Annotated in this window: 13 protein-coding genes and 1 pseudogene; 6 read left to right on the forward strand and 8 right to left on the reverse strand. The window is 67.3% G+C overall.

Features of this window, described 5'->3' with window-relative positions:
- The first annotated feature begins 4 nt into the window (after nt 1–4).
- Nucleotides 5–1,342 carry a S41 family peptidase gene (locus ACOHX0_RS00165; RefSeq protein ID WP_420674592.1) on the forward strand — a complete coding sequence of 446 codons (1,338 nt, stop codon included), beginning with the start codon at nt 5–7 and terminating at the stop codon, nt 1,340–1,342.
- A gap of 146 nt (nt 1,343–1,488) precedes the next feature.
- A pseudogene (locus ACOHX0_RS00170) lies at nt 1,489–2,551 on the forward strand (bifunctional transcriptional activator/DNA repair enzyme AdaA).
- A gap of 26 nt (nt 2,552–2,577) precedes the next feature.
- Here ACOHX0_RS00170 and ACOHX0_RS00175 read toward each other — a convergent pair.
- The 3 genes from ACOHX0_RS00175 to ACOHX0_RS00185 all read right to left on the reverse strand — a co-directional run bounded on the left by ACOHX0_RS00175 (nt 2,578) and on the right by ACOHX0_RS00185 (nt 4,592).
- Entirely contained in the window at nt 2,578–2,946 is a 369-nt protein-coding gene (locus ACOHX0_RS00175) for a hypothetical protein (protein ID WP_420674593.1), read from the reverse strand.
- A gap of 11 nt (nt 2,947–2,957) precedes the next feature.
- Entirely contained in the window at nt 2,958–3,725 is a 768-nt protein-coding gene (locus tag ACOHX0_RS00180) for a DUF6478 family protein (RefSeq protein WP_420674594.1), read from the reverse strand.
- Nucleotides 3,726–3,791: 66 nt separating this feature from the next.
- The gene (locus ACOHX0_RS00185) at nt 3,792–4,592 is read right to left on the reverse strand and encodes a hypothetical protein (RefSeq protein WP_420674595.1); all 801 of its coding nucleotides are present in this window, start codon (nt 4,590–4,592) and stop codon (nt 3,792–3,794) included.
- Between the two features lie 180 nt (nt 4,593–4,772).
- Here ACOHX0_RS00185 and ACOHX0_RS00190 point away from each other — a divergent pair, with 180 nt between their 5' ends.
- The 3 genes from ACOHX0_RS00190 to ACOHX0_RS00200 all read left to right on the forward strand — a co-directional run bounded on the left by ACOHX0_RS00190 (nt 4,773) and on the right by ACOHX0_RS00200 (nt 8,131).
- Nucleotides 4,773–5,663, forward strand: a complete 891-nt coding sequence (locus ACOHX0_RS00190) for a CPBP family intramembrane glutamic endopeptidase (protein ID WP_420674596.1) — start codon at nt 4,773–4,775, stop codon at nt 5,661–5,663.
- 61 nt (nt 5,664–5,724) lie between these two features.
- On the forward strand, nt 5,725–6,684 hold the full coding sequence (gene accD / locus ACOHX0_RS00195; protein WP_420674597.1) for an acetyl-CoA carboxylase, carboxyltransferase subunit beta: 960 nt from the start codon (nt 5,725–5,727) through the stop codon (nt 6,682–6,684).
- 151 nt (nt 6,685–6,835) lie between these two features.
- Nucleotides 6,836–8,131: a bifunctional folylpolyglutamate synthase/dihydrofolate synthase gene (locus ACOHX0_RS00200; RefSeq protein ID WP_420674598.1), complete on the forward strand. Its 1,296-nt coding sequence runs from the start codon at nt 6,836–6,838 to the stop codon at nt 8,129–8,131.
- A gap of 14 nt (nt 8,132–8,145) precedes the next feature.
- Here ACOHX0_RS00200 and ACOHX0_RS00205 read toward each other — a convergent pair whose 3' ends face one another.
- Together ACOHX0_RS00205 and zapE are read right to left on the reverse strand one after the other, a co-directional pair.
- Complete coding sequence (locus tag ACOHX0_RS00205) at nt 8,146–8,580, reverse strand: hypothetical protein (protein ID WP_420674599.1); 435 nt, start codon at nt 8,578–8,580, stop codon at nt 8,146–8,148.
- A gap of 9 nt (nt 8,581–8,589) precedes the next feature.
- Nucleotides 8,590–9,657: a cell division protein ZapE gene (gene zapE / locus ACOHX0_RS00210; RefSeq protein WP_420674600.1), complete on the reverse strand. Its 1,068-nt coding sequence runs from the start codon at nt 9,655–9,657 to the stop codon at nt 8,590–8,592.
- 180 nt (nt 9,658–9,837) lie between these two features.
- Here zapE and ACOHX0_RS00215 point away from each other — a divergent pair, with 180 nt between their 5' ends.
- Complete coding sequence (locus ACOHX0_RS00215; RefSeq protein WP_420674601.1) at nt 9,838–11,076, forward strand: MFS transporter; 1,239 nt, start codon at nt 9,838–9,840, stop codon at nt 11,074–11,076.
- Nucleotides 11,077–11,181: 105 nt separating this feature from the next.
- On the opposite strand, the gene ACOHX0_RS00220 is transcribed toward ACOHX0_RS00215, so the two are convergent.
- Genes ACOHX0_RS00220 through ACOHX0_RS00230 form a run of 3 tightly spaced genes read right to left on the reverse strand, consistent with a single transcriptional unit; the run spans nt 11,182 to nt 13,746 of the window.
- Nucleotides 11,182–12,099 carry an ornithine cyclodeaminase family protein gene (locus ACOHX0_RS00220; protein WP_420674602.1) on the reverse strand — a complete coding sequence of 306 codons (918 nt, stop codon included), beginning with the start codon at nt 12,097–12,099 and terminating at the stop codon, nt 11,182–11,184.
- Between the two features lie 33 nt (nt 12,100–12,132).
- Entirely contained in the window at nt 12,133–12,753 is a 621-nt protein-coding gene (locus ACOHX0_RS00225) for an HAD family hydrolase (RefSeq protein ID WP_420674603.1), read from the reverse strand.
- 30 nt (nt 12,754–12,783) lie between these two features.
- Nucleotides 12,784–13,746, reverse strand: a complete 963-nt coding sequence (locus ACOHX0_RS00230) for a DMT family transporter (protein ID WP_420674604.1) — start codon at nt 13,744–13,746, stop codon at nt 12,784–12,786.
- Nucleotides 13,747–13,954: the final 208 nt, after the last annotated feature.

Below are 13,954 nucleotides of genomic sequence, written 5' to 3' on the forward strand. Positions count from 1 at the left end.
CTACATGAGAAAATTTGCGATGGCCGCCATCGGCGGCACGCTGGCAGGCATTCTGGCGACAACCCATGTGGCTGGCCCCCTGCTGGCCCAGGAGGGCGCGCGCGAGGCAAACGTCTACGAGCAGCTCGACCTGTTTGGTGACATCTTCGAACGCATCCGCGCCCAATACGTGGAAGAGGTCGACGAGAAGGAGCTGATCGAGGCTGCCATCGGCGGCATGCTCTCCTCGCTCGATCCGCATTCCAGCTATCTCTCGCCGGATGACGCGCTCAAGATGCGGGTGCAGACCCGGGGCGAATTCGGCGGCCTCGGCATTGAGGTCACCCAGGAAGAAGGCTTCGTCAAGGTGGTCTCCCCCATCGACGGCACCCCGGCCGATGCCGCGGGCATGGAAGCGGGCGATTTCATCACCCATGTCGATGGCGAAAGTGTGCTGGGTCTGTCGCTGGACGAGGCTGTGGACCTGATGCGCGGGCCGGTCGGCTCGGAGATCGTGATCACCGTGGTGCGTGAGGGCGAAGCCGAGCCGTTCGACGTCTCCATCATCCGAGACACCATCAAGCTCACCGCCGTGCGCGCCCGCACCGAGGGCGACACCGTGGTAATGCGGATCACCACCTTCAACGACCAGACCATGCCGAACCTGGAAGAGAACCTGAAGGAGCAGATCGAGGACGCCGGCGGCATCGACGCGATCAACGGCATCGTGCTGGATCTGCGCAACAACCCCGGCGGCCTTTTGACCCAAGCGATCAAGGTGGCGGACGGCTTCCTGGAGTCGGGTGAGATCGTCTCCACCCGCGGCCGCAACCCGGAGGACGGCGAGCGCTTCAACGCCACTCCCGGCGACCTGGCGGAGGGCAAGCCGATCGTGGTGCTGATCAACGGCGGCTCGGCCTCGGCGTCCGAAATCGTCGCGGGCGCTCTGCAGGACCACCGCCGCGCCATCGTGGTGGGCACCAAGTCCTTCGGCAAGGGCTCGGTGCAGACGGTGATGCCGCTCAAGGGCGAGGGCGCGATGCGCCTGACCACGGCGCGCTACTACACGCCGTCGGGCCGCTCGATCCAGGCGCTGGGCGTCAGCCCCGACATCGTGGTGGCACAGCCCCGCCGCACCCCGAACGCCGAGGAGGAGGAGGAGCAGGGACCGACCCGCCGCTCGCGCTCCGAAGCGGACCTGCGCGGCAGCCTCAACAACGACAGCCTTTCCGAGGATGAAATCCGCCAGATCGAGGCCGAACGCGAGAAGGCCGATAAGGCGGCCGAACTCCGCGAGGAGGACTACCAGCTCGCCTATGCGATCGACATCTTGAAAGGTCTGGTGGCGCTGGGGCCGCATTAAGTCTCTGGTGGTAAGGGAATTCAGGGGCTGCGCCGTGCAAGGCGCGGCCCCTTTTCCATGCCGGCGCGGGCAGGGTGCCGCGCCGGCGCAAAATAGACGCCCGATCTCCGGCGCACAGTCCGCACGGCTTGCGCTAAGGTGGCGGCATTATGTTCGACCTTCCCGATTCCGAAACCCTCTACCAGGCCCTTCTGGCGCGCGATGCGTCTTACGAGGGGCGCGCCTATGTAGGGGTCAGTTCCACCGGCATCTTCTGCCGGCTGATCTGCCCGGCCCGCAAGCCCAAGTTTGCGAATTGCCAATTCTTTGAGACTCCAGCCGCCTGCATCGAGGCAGGCTTCCGCGCCTGCAAACGCTGCACGCCGCTGCAAGCGGCGGCCGGCAGCGACCCGGCGGTGCAGCGGCTGCTGGCGCTTCTGGAAGACCGCCCCGCGCACCGCTGGGGCGAGGGTGATCTCACTGCGCTGGGCTTTGATCCCTCTACCGTGCGGCGCGCCTTCAAGCGGCAGTTCGGGATGACTTTCCTCGCGATGGCGCGGCAGCGGCGGCTGCGCGAGGGCTTCACCGCGCTGAAGGCGGGCGAGCCGGTGATTGCGGCGCAGCTGGAGGCTGGTTTTGAATCGGCGAGCGCCTTCCGCGCCGCCTTTGCCCGGCTGGCGGGGCAGGCGCCGGGCAGCTTTCGCAAGGACGCGCTGTTGCTGGCAGACTGGATCGACACGCCGCTTGGCGCCATGATCGCGGTCAGCTGCAAACACCGGCTGCACCTGCTGGAATTTGCCGACCGCAAGGCGCTGCCGCGAGGTTGCCCGGCTGCAAGCGGCGCAACCCGGCGGGCTGGGATTCGGCACACCGCCCCCGACAGCGCAGGTCGCCGGGGAGCTGAGCCGCTATTTCGCAGGCGAGGGCGCGGGTTTCGAGACACCGCTGGCGCTGCATGGCACCCCGTTTGAGCAGGAAGTCTGGCGTGGCCTGCAGCGGATCCCGGCGGGGGAGACGCGCAGCTATGCGCAGCTTGCGCAGGCCATCGGGCGGCCCACGGCGGTGCGGGCGGTGGCGCGCGCCAATGGCGCCAACCAGCTGGCGCTGATCGTTCCCTGCCACCGGGTGATCGGCGCGGACGGATCGCTCACCGGCTATGGCGGCGGGCTGTGGCGCAAGGAGCGGCTGATAGGGATCGAGGCGCAGTACCGGGGCCGGCTGACCGCCTGAGCGGGAGGGTCTTGCAGCGGAGGCGCTCAGCCGCCGTCCCGGCAGTGGCGGCGGAAGGCGCGTTTCAGCATGTCCAGCTCGGCCCTGAGCAGTTCTACCTCGGCGCGCAGCCCGGCGTCCTCGGCGCTGCTGCCGGTCACGGTGAAATCGCCCAGCCGGGCTTGGCGCTCCGCGTCGAAGATCACGAAGCTCTGCACCCCGTCCCCCAGCGCCTCCGCCGGCACCGGCACCGACAGGTGCCAGGCGCCGCTGCCCTCTCCCTCTGCCACGGTGACGCCCTCCAACGGGCGGTCGCGGTGCATCACGGTTATTTCGGGCCGGCTCCGGGCATTGCTGAGCAGGCCCTCCCAGATGCCGTTGCTAAACCGGATCTTGGTCAGCGTCAGGTCACGCATCCCGGCCTCCATCAGATTGCCGCACGGCGCAGCCGCGCGAGGGTCAGGTCCCGCAGGACGATCTGGTTCATCTCCGGCGCCTCGAAGATCAGGTCCAGCCAGATCTTGCCGGTGCGCTTCTCGTTCAGCTGCGAATAGGCGAGATCGAATTCCACCAGGGCCGCGTGCGCCTGCCCCTGCTGCGGCAGCTCGCGCACCAGCTGTTCGGTGTTGGGCCCGTGCTCGATGTTGAGCCGGGCGAAGATGTCCAGCGGGTGCTCGGCCTCCACCGTGCAGCTCAGCTGCACCAGGTGGCCGCGGGTCAGTCCATTGGCGGCGTCGGCGGGCAGGTCGATGGTCAGCGACAGGAAGGAGCCATCGAATTCGAACACGTCCATGCGCAGGCCGAAGGGGGCAAGGTCCTCAAGGCGGCTGTTGCGCAGCTGGCGCAGGCACAGTTCGGCGCGGGGGCAGTCGTGGAACAGCTGCACGCCGCCGTTCAGCCGGGTGCCCGGCGCGGCCGAGGCGATGCCGCGTTCCGCCAGCGGCCGGCACCAGAGATCCGGCCGCCAGGCCCAGTCGGTGCCCTGCGCGCGCGGGAAGGCCTGCGAGCCCATCCTTGGCCGCGCCAGCCGGGTCTCGGCGCCGCGCAGGAACTCGTCGAGCTGATTGCGCAGTGCGCGGGCCTGGCTGCGCTGGCGGCGCAGCTCCCCCAGCGGTGCCGAGGCGGCCCCGGTCTCGGCTCTGCGCCAGCGCTGCAGGCATCGCGCATGCAGCAGCTGCTCAAATATCCCGCTCATGGTGTTCTGTCCTGCATTCAGTTCCTGCCTGCCCGGCCCCGTTTGCGGCAGTCTAGCGGCGAGGGGTTACCGAAACCAACCAGCAATCCGCGCGGCAAAGTTTGTTGTTGGGCCGGAGGCGAAGGATGTTGCTGCGGGCGAGGGCGCGCGCCGCCGTGGATGCGCCCGCGGCCGCAGCAGGTAGGCGGTCTGCTCCGGGGCTTCCGCAGGCGCCGCGGCTTCGGGGGCTTCGCCTTGCGGCGCCGGTTCCGCGCTGGCCGCCAGCGTGGCGCGGGTGAGTTCCTCCAGCAATTCCGCACCGCGCGGACCCAGCGCCCGGCTGCCCTCCGGCGCATAGAGCGCCAGCGCCACCAGATACCCCTCCATCACAAAGGCACCGCGCCAATGCACGGGGCTGGCCCCCTTGGCGGTATAAGCCGGGTGTTTCAGCCGCACCAGCGGCAGCGGTCCCCTGGTGCGGCTCGCCTGCAGCTCGGCGCCGGGGAACATGGCGGCGATGTCACGGGCCGAGGGCGCCTCGGTGCCCGGCGCGGCGGGTCCCGCGGCGGCGGTCAGCACCGCGCCCTTGCGGCCCGGCTGCCAGTTGCGCCCGCAGGGAACCAGGAGCGCAAATCCGCCGCTCGCGGTGGCGCTGCTGCTGCGCGGTTCGACGCAGAACCCCTGCGGCGGCGCCAGCCGCAGGCTGCCGCCGGCCATCTGCATCACCTGCGCACCACCCGGCCCGCCAACCCCCAGCGGGCCGCAGCCGGCCAGGGACAGCAGCAGCCCCAGCGCCGCCGCGCCGGGCAGCGTGCGGCCCAGGGAATGCGGCCGGATCTTGCCGGTTTTGAGAAAAACCCCGGAATTGCGGGTATTTGTCTTGCTCACGCCTGCCCCCTCCCGGCAGATGTTCCTATATTGGCAGCAGGAATAAAAGCGCCCCGCCGGCAGGACAAGCCCGCATTCCCCGGCTCGGGACAGCCCGGAGGCGGCGTTGCAGCGATGCCTGCTCCGGGCCGGGAAAGTAAACTGGTCTGGGCCAAGAGCAGCAGCCACTGGGAGGCACATATGCAGCCAACGCACAGCTATAGAGCCCACGAAGCGCTGGTGAGCGCCGCCCGGGAAAGGCCGCAGTTGTGGCGTCTGATGCTCGGCCTGCTGCTGGTGGCGCTGATCAGTTTCGGGCTGACGGTTGTGTTGCAGGCCGCGGTGACGGAGCTGTTCCCCGGCCCCTGGCTCGACGGTCTTGCGGATGGCAGCAACCCGGCCGCGATGCTGGTGCTGCTTGGCAGCTTCGGCTTTCTGGCGCTGGGCGTGGCGGCAGCGGCGCGGCTGCTGCACCGGCGCAGCTTTGCGTCGGTGACCGGCAGGCTCAGGCCGCTGGCGGTGCAGTTCGGCAGGGTCAGCCTTTTCCTCCTGGGCCTGGGGGCGGTGCTGATGCTGCTGCCGCCCTACGGCATAGGCGCGCCGATGACGCCGAACCTGCCGCTGCCGCTTTGGCTGGGGCTGCTGCCGCTGTCGGTGCTGGCGGTGCTGGTGCAGACCGGCGCCGAGGAGATCCTGTTCCGCGGCTATGCCCAGCAGGCGCTGGCCGCCCGCTTCCGCAGCCGTGCGGTGTGGCTCCTGGGGCCGTCGGCGCTGTTTGCGCTGGGCCACTACCTGCCCGCCGAAGCGGGGGAGAACGCGCTGCTGATCGCGGCCTGGGCCGGCGCCTTTGGCGTGCTGATGGCCGACCTTACCGCCCGGGCGGGCACTCTGGGCCCGGCCATGGCTGTGCATTTCTTCAACAACGCCGCGGCGCTCCTGCTGTTTGCCTCCCCCACCAGCCTGAACGGCCTGGCACTTTACCTCGTGCCCTTCGGCATGGCCGACAGCGAAGGCCTCAGACCCTGGATGGCGGTGGATTTCGCGCTGATGCTGATCAGCTGGCTGGCGGCCCGGCTGGCCATCAGGCGTTGATTGCATTTGGGCGCGGAGGGCCTTATCTGGAGGCAAACCGCCCCCTGGAGAGGCATCACTGATGAACTGGATCACCAACTACGTGCGGCCGCGGATCAACTCGATCTTCTCGCGCCGCGAAGTCCCCGAGAACCTGTGGCGCAAATGCGATGAATGCGGCACCATGCTGTTTCACCGCGAGCTGAGCGACAATCTGAACGTCTGCACCAATTGCGGCCACCACATGCAGATTTCCCCGCGCGACCGCTTCAAGGCGCTGTTCGACGGCGGCGTCTTCACCGACGTTGCGGTGCCCGAGCCGCTGGCCGATCCGCTGAAGTTCCGCGACCAGAAGAAATACCCCGACCGCATGAAGGATGCCAAGCGCAAGGCGGGCGAGAAGGAGGCCATGCTGGTGGCCGCCGGTGAAATCGGCCGCACGCCGATCATCGCCGCGGCGCAGGACTTCTCCTTCATGGGCGGCTCCATGGGCATGTATGTGGGCAACGCCATCATCGCCGCCGCTGAGGAAGCGGTGAAGCTGAAGCGGCCGCTGGTGCTGTTCTCGGCCGCGGGCGGTGCGCGCATGCAGGAAGGCATCCTGTCGCTGATGCAGATGCCGCGCACCACCGTGGCGGTGGAGATGCTGAAGGAAGCCGGTCTGCCATATATCGTGGTGCTGACCCATCCGACCACCGGCGGTGTCACCGCGTCTTATGCGATGCTGGGCGACGTCCATATCGCCGAACCCAACGCGTTGATCTGCTTTGCCGGCCCGCGGGTGATCGAGCAGACCATCCGGGAAAAGCTGCCGGAGGGCTTCCAGCGCGCCGAGTACCTCCTGGACCACGGCATGCTGGACCGCGTCACCCCGCGCACCGAAATGCGGGCCGAGCTGATCACCATCACCCGCATGCTGATGGGGCTGCCGCCGCAGGTGGTGGGCGAGCTGCCCGCCCCCGAAGCAAAGGCGCAGGAACAAGCGCCCGAAGCCGCAAATGCGCAAGGCGATGACGCTGCCCGCGAAGAAGCCGCGCAGTAAGCCGGTCTAGATACCCCTGTCCGGCCTCTTGGGCCGGGCGGCGCCCCGTGCCCGCGGCCCGGGGTAAACTGCACTTTCCTCCCGGACCGGACGCTGCGCCTCACGTCAGCTTGGACAGCCCCCGGACCGGCCGGCCAACAGGACCAGGCTGATGCCCCAGACCGCCTCCCAGACCTCCGCCAAAAACTCCGACGCGATCCTCGCCCGCATGATGGCGCTGCATCCCAAGATCATCGACCTGACGCTGGACCGGGTCTGGCGCCTGCTGGAGGCGCTCGGCAATCCGCAGGGCGCGCTGCCGCCGGTGGTCCACCTGGCGGGCACCAACGGCAAGGGCTCGACCCAGGCGATGATCCGCGCCGGGCTCGAAGGCGCGGGCAAGTCCGTCCACGCCTACACCTCGCCGCATCTCGCGCGCTTCCACGAGCGGATCCGGGTTGCCGGCAGGCTGATCTCCGAGGCGCAGCTCACTGAAATCCTCGACGAGTGCTACGCGGCCAACGGCGGCGAAAACATCACCTATTTCGAGATCACCACCTGCGCCGCTCTCCTCGCCTTTGCCCGCACGCCTGCCGACTACACGCTCTTGGAAGTGGGTCTGGGCGGGCGGCTGGATGCCACCAACGTGGTGGCCGCGCCGGTCTTGAGCGTCATCACCCCGATCTCGATCGACCACGAGCAATTCCTCGGCAACACGCTCGCCAAGATCGCCGGTGAGAAGGCGGGCATCATCAAACGCGGCGTGCCCGTGGTCGTCGGCCCGCAGCCTGACGAAGCCATGGCGGTGATCGAGGCCGCCGCCGCCCGGCTCGGCGCGCCGCTCATTGCCCATGGCCAGCACTGGCACGTGCACGAGGAACGCGGCCGCCTGGTGTTCCAGGACGAAACCGGCCTCCTGGACCTGCCCATGCCCGCGCTGCTGGGCGCGCATCAGGTCCAGAACGCGGGCGCAGCCCTGGCCGCGCTGCGCCACCTCGGCGCGGATGAGGCCGCTTGTGAGGCGGCAATGGTCAATGCGCAATGGCCCGCCCGCATGCAGCGGCTGAAGACCGGGCCGCTGCTGGAGGCGGCGCCCGAGGCCGAGCTGTGGCTCGACGGCGGCCACAACGCCGCCGCGGGCATCGCGCTGGCCGATGTGCTCGCAAAGCTCCCCGCCCGCCCGACGCATCTGATCTGCGGCATGCTCAACACCAAGGACGTGGGCGGCTACATGCGCCCGCTCGCGGTCCATTGCGACAGCCTCACCGCGATCTCGATCCCGGATGAGGTAAACACGCTCCCCGCTGAAACCACAGCCGCCGCGGCCCAATCCGCGGGCATCCCCGCCAGCACCGCGGAGAGCACGCTGGCGGCGCTGAAGGAAATCACCGCCCGCGAGCCGCAGGCGCGGGTGCTGATCTGCGGCTCGCTCTACCTCGCCGGCCACATCCTGCGCGAGCAACTCTAGAATTCCCAAGTGGGCTAGCTTCGCCTGTGACGTACTTTGAGAAAGGCGATTAAAGATAAGATCGGAACGGCCAATTCACCCAATGTAAAATCATCCCAATACCTGCCGGGGAAGTCGAAAGCGAAAACTACTTCAGCAAATGGTTCGTTCGTTAGCCATTGGGGGAAAATTTCGCGCGTATCGAATACTGAAAGTGCGAAGTAAAATAAGTAACTGGCAGAATAGAAAATTGAAAAGCTGCCAGAGACTCCCATATTCGCGGAAATAAGCACCCTCTCGTAGAAGTCAGAGTGCCCAAGCTTGAAGGTTTCAATGGCGAATATTAGGCAGAGAAAAGAGATGGCAGCATCCCAAGCATCGTACTGCAATGGATCGTTTACAACGATCAATTGCATGGAGATCACGGTTATTATAGCAGCATGCCGAGCAAAAATTAGATCCTGTGACATCAATAAACCCTAGCTCCGCCCCCAATCCTTGTCCTGCATCTCCCGCAGCCTGGATGCTGTGCGCTCGAATTCGAAGGCGCCGTCGCCCTCGACGTAGAGATATTCCGGCGCCGCCGCGGCCGAGCAAATCAGCCGCACCCGCGCCTCATAGAGCGCGTCGATCAGGGTGACGAACCGCTTGGCCTCGTTGAAGTTACTGCGCGACAGCCGCGGAATGTCCTCCAGCACCAGCACCTTCACCTCCTGGGCAATCGCCAGGTAGTCGCCGGGCCCCAGCATCTTGCCGCACAGGTCATAGAAGCTCGCCCGCGCCACGCCATTGCGGAAGGCGGGCAGGATCACCTCGCGGCCCTTCACCTCCAGGACCAGCGGCTGCGCGGGGCCGCCCGCAAGATCCTCCCAGATGGCGCGGATCTGCGTGCGGGCCTCGGCATCCGCAGGCGAGAAATAGACCTGCGCCCCGGTCAGCCGGTCCTGCCGGTAGTCGGTGGCGCTTTCCATCTCCCAGACCACCATCTTCTCCTTGATGAGGTCGATGAAGGGCAGGAACAGCTGCCGGTTCAGCCCGTCCTTGTAGAGCTCATCCGGGTGCCGGTTCGAGGTGGCGACAACGGTGACGCCCGCGGCAAACAGCGCCTCGAACAGGCGGCCGACAATCATCGCGTCGGTGATGTCGGTAATCTGCATCTCGTCAAAGGCTAGAAGCCGCACGCTCCCGGCGACCTCCTCCGCGGCCGGGGCCAGCGCGTCCTCGACGCCGTTCTGGCGCGCGTCATGCATCTTGGCGTGGATTTCCTGCATGAAAGCGTGGAAATGCACCCGCCGCGACGGCGCGCCGTCGAGGCTGTCGGCGAAGAGATCCATCAGCATCGACTTGCCGCGCCCGACCCCGCCCCAGAGGTAGAGCCCGCGCACCTCCTGGTAGGCCGCCTTGCGGAACAGCCCGCGTTTCACCGGCGGTGCCATGAGCCCTGCGGCAATCCGGTCGAACTCCGGCAGCACGGCCTCCTGGGCCGGGTCCGGGCGCAGGCCGCCTGCGCTGATCTTCTGCTGATAAAGCGTGCTGAGATGGGTCATGGGACCAGCCATAGCGCGGCGGAATCGCGAAGAAAAGCGCCGCTTGCGGCAGGGCCCGGGCGAGGCCGCGGCGATGGATCAAATTCTCTTAACCCGCGCGGCAATAATCCTGATTTGACGGAAGCCGGATTATCCGTAGGGTCGCAGGGCGCCGGGACTGGCCCGGCTGGGAGACACGACATGGACCGCCAGGCGCCGCTTTTCACCCCCGTTCTGATCGTCGGCTGCATCATCATCATGGTGAGCTTTGCGGTGCGCGCCTCCTTCGGGGTGTTCCAGATCCCGATTGCCGAGGAGTTCCACTGGCTGCGCTCGGAGTTCTCGCTTGCCATCGCGATCCAGAACCTTGCCTGGGGCATCGGCCAGCCGGTCTTTGGCGCCATTGCCGAGAAGGCCGGCGACCACAAGGCGATCATCCTGGGCGCGCTGACCTATGCCCTGGGGCTGGTGCTGAGCGCGGGTGCCACCACGCCGTTCGAGATGCAGTCCTACGAGTGGCTGGTAGGCTTCGGCATCGCGGGCACCGGCTTTGGCGTGGTGCTGGCGGTGGTGGGGCGGGCGAGCTCGGACGGAAACCGCTCTATGTCCCTGGCGGTGGTCACTGCAGCGGGCTCCGCCGGCCAGGTCTTTGGCGCGCCTGCGGCGGAGTGGATGCTCTCCTTCCTCAGCTGGCAGAGCGTGTTCCTGGTCTTTGCCGGCGTTGTCCTGTCGCTGCTGCTGACCCTGCCGCTGATGCGCGCGCCGGAACCTGCCACCCGCAGCGAACTGGAGGAGAGCATGGGGGCGATCCTGATGAAGGCCTTCCGCGATCCGTCTTATGCGCTGATCTTCCTTGGGTTTTTCAGCTGCGGCTATCAGCTCGCCTTCGTTACCGCGCACTTTCCCGCGTTCGTCACCGAGATGTGCGGCCCGATCATGCCGGGCGGAGTTCTCTACAATATCGGCATCACCTCGACCTCGGCGCTGGGTGCGGTGGCGATTTCGCTGATCGGTCTGGCCAATATCGGCGGCACGCTGCTCGCGGGGTGGCTCGGCAAGCGCTATTCCAAGAAATACCTGCTGGCGGCGATCTATACCGGCCGGACGCTGGCGGCGGCGGCGTTCATCCTGGTGCCGATCACCCCGCTGAGCGTGATCGTGTTCTCGGTTGTGATGGGGGCGCTGTGGCTGGCAACGGTACCGCTCACCTCCGGGCTGGTCGCCCATATCTATGGCCTGCGTTACATGGGCACGCTTTATGGCATCGTCTTCTTCAGCCACCAGTTGGGCAGCTTCCTGGGCGTCTGGCTCGGCGGGCGGATGTATGACATCTACGGCGACTACACCTTTGTGTGGTGGATCGGCGTCGCCGTGGGGGCCTTCAGCGCCATCGTGCATCTGCCGGTGCGGGAGCGCCCGTTGCAGGCCGCGGCGGCCTGAACCGGTGCGGGACGCGGAGTCGCGCCCGTGGCTTTCCGGGTATTTGGGGTCAGAAAGTGGCAGCGGGGTATCTGACCTTGCGTGCCTTGCGCCTGGGCGGGCGGTTTACTGCTGCGCTTTCCAGAGGTCGAGGATGTGGCGGCTGGCGATCAGGTCCAGATGCGCGCCGCCGCCGTTCTTGAACAGGGTGATCTGTCCGGGGTCGTAGGCGGGGAAGCGGTCGAGCCCGTAAAAGTCCGCCAGCACATCGCTGCGGCGGAGGGTGCCTGCCTCCAGCGGGATCTTGAATTCGCCGATGTGGTCGAGCGTGGTGGCGAAGCTGTCGCAGTAGATCCGCGCGCGCGTGAGCGCGGTGTCGTCCGTCTCGCGCATGTCCGGCCGGTAGGCGCCGATCAGGTTCAGGTGCTGGCCGGGCTTGAGCCACGCGCCCGTGATCACCGGGGCGGAGGACATGGTGCAGGTGACGATGATGTCCGCCGTGCGCACCGCCGGCTCTAGGTTCGGCGCATGTTCGGCTCCGGGGTATTGCGCGGTGAGTGCTTCGGCTTTGGCGGCAGTGCGGTTCCAGACCCGGATCTGCGCCTTGGGGTAGGCGGCGCCGAAGGCTTCGATCAGCGAGGCGGCCACAGTGCCGGCGCCTGCGATCAGGATCTCGCGGGAATTTGGGTTGGCGAGACGCAGCGCGCCGAGCAGGCTGTCTCCCGCGGTTTTCCACTTGGTGACGAGGTGGAAGTCCACCAGCGCCTCCGGTGTGCCGTCTTCATCGGAATAGAGGCACACCGCGCCGTTCACCATCGGCTTGCCCCGGTCCGGGTTTCCGGGGAAGACGGTGGCGGATTTCACCGCGAGCCCCAGCCCGTCGATCCAGGCGGCGCGGCTCAGCAGCGTGTCCCCGCCGCGGTAGAGGAAGGTATCGCCGATCTCCGCCTTCGGCAGCTTGTGGCCGCTGGCCAGAGCCTCGGCAAAGCGGGTCCAGTCCAGGAGTGCTTCGCCTTGTTCGAAGGTGATGTAGGGAATGGTCATGGGTGCCTCGTACGGTCTGGGTTGCGGGCCGTCTCAGGCGGCCTCCTCTTCGCTCAGCAGCCCCTCCTGCACCAGCCGCGCGGCAAAGGGTCCGGGGGTGGTGAACAGATGGGTCTGCCAGCCGCGCGCCTGCGCGGCCTCGATGTTTTCGGGACGGTCGTCGGTGAACAGGAGCCGCTCCGGCGCCACCCCGGTTTCGCGCTCCAGGATGCCATAGATCTCGGGTTCCGGCTTGATGGACTTCAGATGCGCCGAGACAAACGTGCGGTCGAATCCTTGCAGGAAGGGATAGGTCCGGCAGGCGATTTCGAAACTTTCCGCACCGAAGTTGCTGAGCGCGAAGACCGGAACGCCGCGGGCCTGCAGTGCCTGCTTCAGGCGGACGGTATGGGGGATCGCGCTCGGGACCATCTGCAGCCAGCAGTCGTGCCACCAGCGGATTTCCCGCTGCCAGGCGGGGTGCCGTTCGGCCAGATTGTAGACCGTGTCCCGGAACGGCGCGCCGCGGTCCATTTCGAGGTTCACGTCGTGCAGGGGGACCTCCTCGAACAGCTGTTTGCGGCGCTGCGCGCCGATGCGGCCGTCGTAGAAACGCTCCGGCTCCCAGGTGATCAGCACACGGCCAATGTCGAACACTACGGCGTCTGCGGGCATGGGGCGGGTCCTTGTGTCTATCCTGCGTCTCTACCCCGCGGCGCGCGGACGCGGGCGGGAGGGGGCGCGGTTGCGGCGGGTTTCGCGCCACACTGAAACAAGGCCTGCACCGATGATCAAGCTGCTTCCGGCCCAGACCGGCAGATCGGGCCATTCGCTGAACACCAGAACGCCCCAGAACACCGACATCGGCATCGCGATGTACTCGAAGGGCGCGGCGAGGGCGGCCTCGTTCAGCCGGTAGGCCTGGCTGACCAGATAGCCGCCCAGCGAGCCTGCGATGCCCGCGCCCGCCAGGAGCGGCCAGTCTTCCGGCGCGGGCCAGATCCAGGCGCGCAGCAGGAAGCCGAGCGCGGGGCTGTCCCCGGTGTCGAAGCGGCCGTCGCCGAAGGCGAGCCCGGCGAGGGCGCTGACGATCAGGAAGCCCAGCATCGGGTAGAAGGCCAGGGTGGCGGCGCGCTCGCTGCCGCCTGCGCGGCGGGTCAGCACATGCAGCGTGGCGTAGCCGCAGGCGCCGAGGAACGGCAGGATGGCAGCGGGCTGGAAGCTGCCGGGTCCGGGGCGCATGATGATCAGCACGCCGAGGAAACCCGCAAAGACCGCGCCCCAGCGCCAGGGGCCGGGGCGTTCTTTCAGGAACAGCGCCGACAGGGTGGTGACGATCAGCGGGGTGGCAAAGGCGATGGCCACTGCCTCGGCCAGCGGCAGGATGGCGAGGCCGGTGAAGAAGCAGATATTGGCAAAGAGCACGGCCAGGCAGCGCAGCGCGTGCAGCCGCGGCTGGTGGGTGCGCAGCAGGTGGTAGCCGCCCTCGAGCGGCACGATGATGGCGAGCAGCAGCACAAGGCCAGTGATCGAGCGGAACAGCACCACCTCGTAAAGCGGGTAGCCGCTGGAGAGGAACTTGAAGATCACGTCGATGATGGAGAAGGCGACCGCGGCCCCGGCGGCGGCCAGCAGGCCGGGAATGCTGACCTGCGTTTCGGTGCTCATGGGCGCTCCTGTGGCTTGCCTTTTGCGGGAGGGTGCGGGACCCGCCAATCAGTGGCGCGGATGCGGGCGGGGGGCAATGGGGCGGTGCACGGAAAATTGCAAATTTTCCGGCCAAAATTCCGCGCCGGAATTTTGCGCCGCAGAACGGAGGACGGGAGTTTGGGAGGGCGTTGAAGGTTTGCCGGTAAGCGGTTCAGGGACAGTTTGC

Source organism: Cribrihabitans pelagius (assembly GCF_048820915.1).
Lineage (GTDB): Bacteria > Pseudomonadota > Alphaproteobacteria > Rhodobacterales > Rhodobacteraceae > Cribrihabitans_A > Cribrihabitans_A pelagius.

What these genes read in the sequence shown, in the direction of transcription:
- ACOHX0_RS00190 (WP_420674596.1), top strand. Translation starts at nt 4,773, where the DNA reads ATGCAGCCAACGCACAGCTATAGAGCCCACGAAGCGCTGGTGAGCGCC.
- ACOHX0_RS00205 (WP_420674599.1), bottom strand. Translation starts at nt 8,580, where the DNA reads ATGTCACAGGATCTAATTTTTGCTCGGCATGCTGCTATAATAACCGTG.
- ACOHX0_RS00220 (WP_420674602.1), bottom strand. Translation starts at nt 12,099, where the DNA reads ATGACCATTCCCTACATCACCTTCGAACAAGGCGAAGCACTCCTGGAC.
- ACOHX0_RS00230 (WP_420674604.1), bottom strand. Translation starts at nt 13,746, where the DNA reads ATGAGCACCGAAACGCAGGTCAGCATTCCCGGCCTGCTGGCCGCCGCC.
- ACOHX0_RS00180 (WP_420674594.1), bottom strand. Translation starts at nt 3,725, where the DNA reads ATGAGCGGGATATTTGAGCAGCTGCTGCATGCGCGATGCCTGCAGCGC.
- ACOHX0_RS00200 (WP_420674598.1), top strand. Translation starts at nt 6,836, where the DNA reads ATGCCCCAGACCGCCTCCCAGACCTCCGCCAAAAACTCCGACGCGATC.
- ACOHX0_RS00165 (WP_420674592.1), top strand. Translation starts at nt 5, where the DNA reads ATGAGAAAATTTGCGATGGCCGCCATCGGCGGCACGCTGGCAGGCATT.
- ACOHX0_RS00175 (WP_420674593.1), bottom strand. Translation starts at nt 2,946, where the DNA reads ATGCGTGACCTGACGCTGACCAAGATCCGGTTTAGCAACGGCATCTGG.
- zapE (WP_420674600.1), bottom strand. Translation starts at nt 9,657, where the DNA reads ATGACCCATCTCAGCACGCTTTATCAGCAGAAGATCAGCGCAGGCGGC.
- ACOHX0_RS00225 (WP_420674603.1), bottom strand. Translation starts at nt 12,753, where the DNA reads ATGCCCGCAGACGCCGTAGTGTTCGACATTGGCCGTGTGCTGATCACC.
- ACOHX0_RS00215 (WP_420674601.1), top strand. Translation starts at nt 9,838, where the DNA reads ATGGACCGCCAGGCGCCGCTTTTCACCCCCGTTCTGATCGTCGGCTGC.
- accD (WP_420674597.1), top strand. Translation starts at nt 5,725, where the DNA reads ATGAACTGGATCACCAACTACGTGCGGCCGCGGATCAACTCGATCTTC.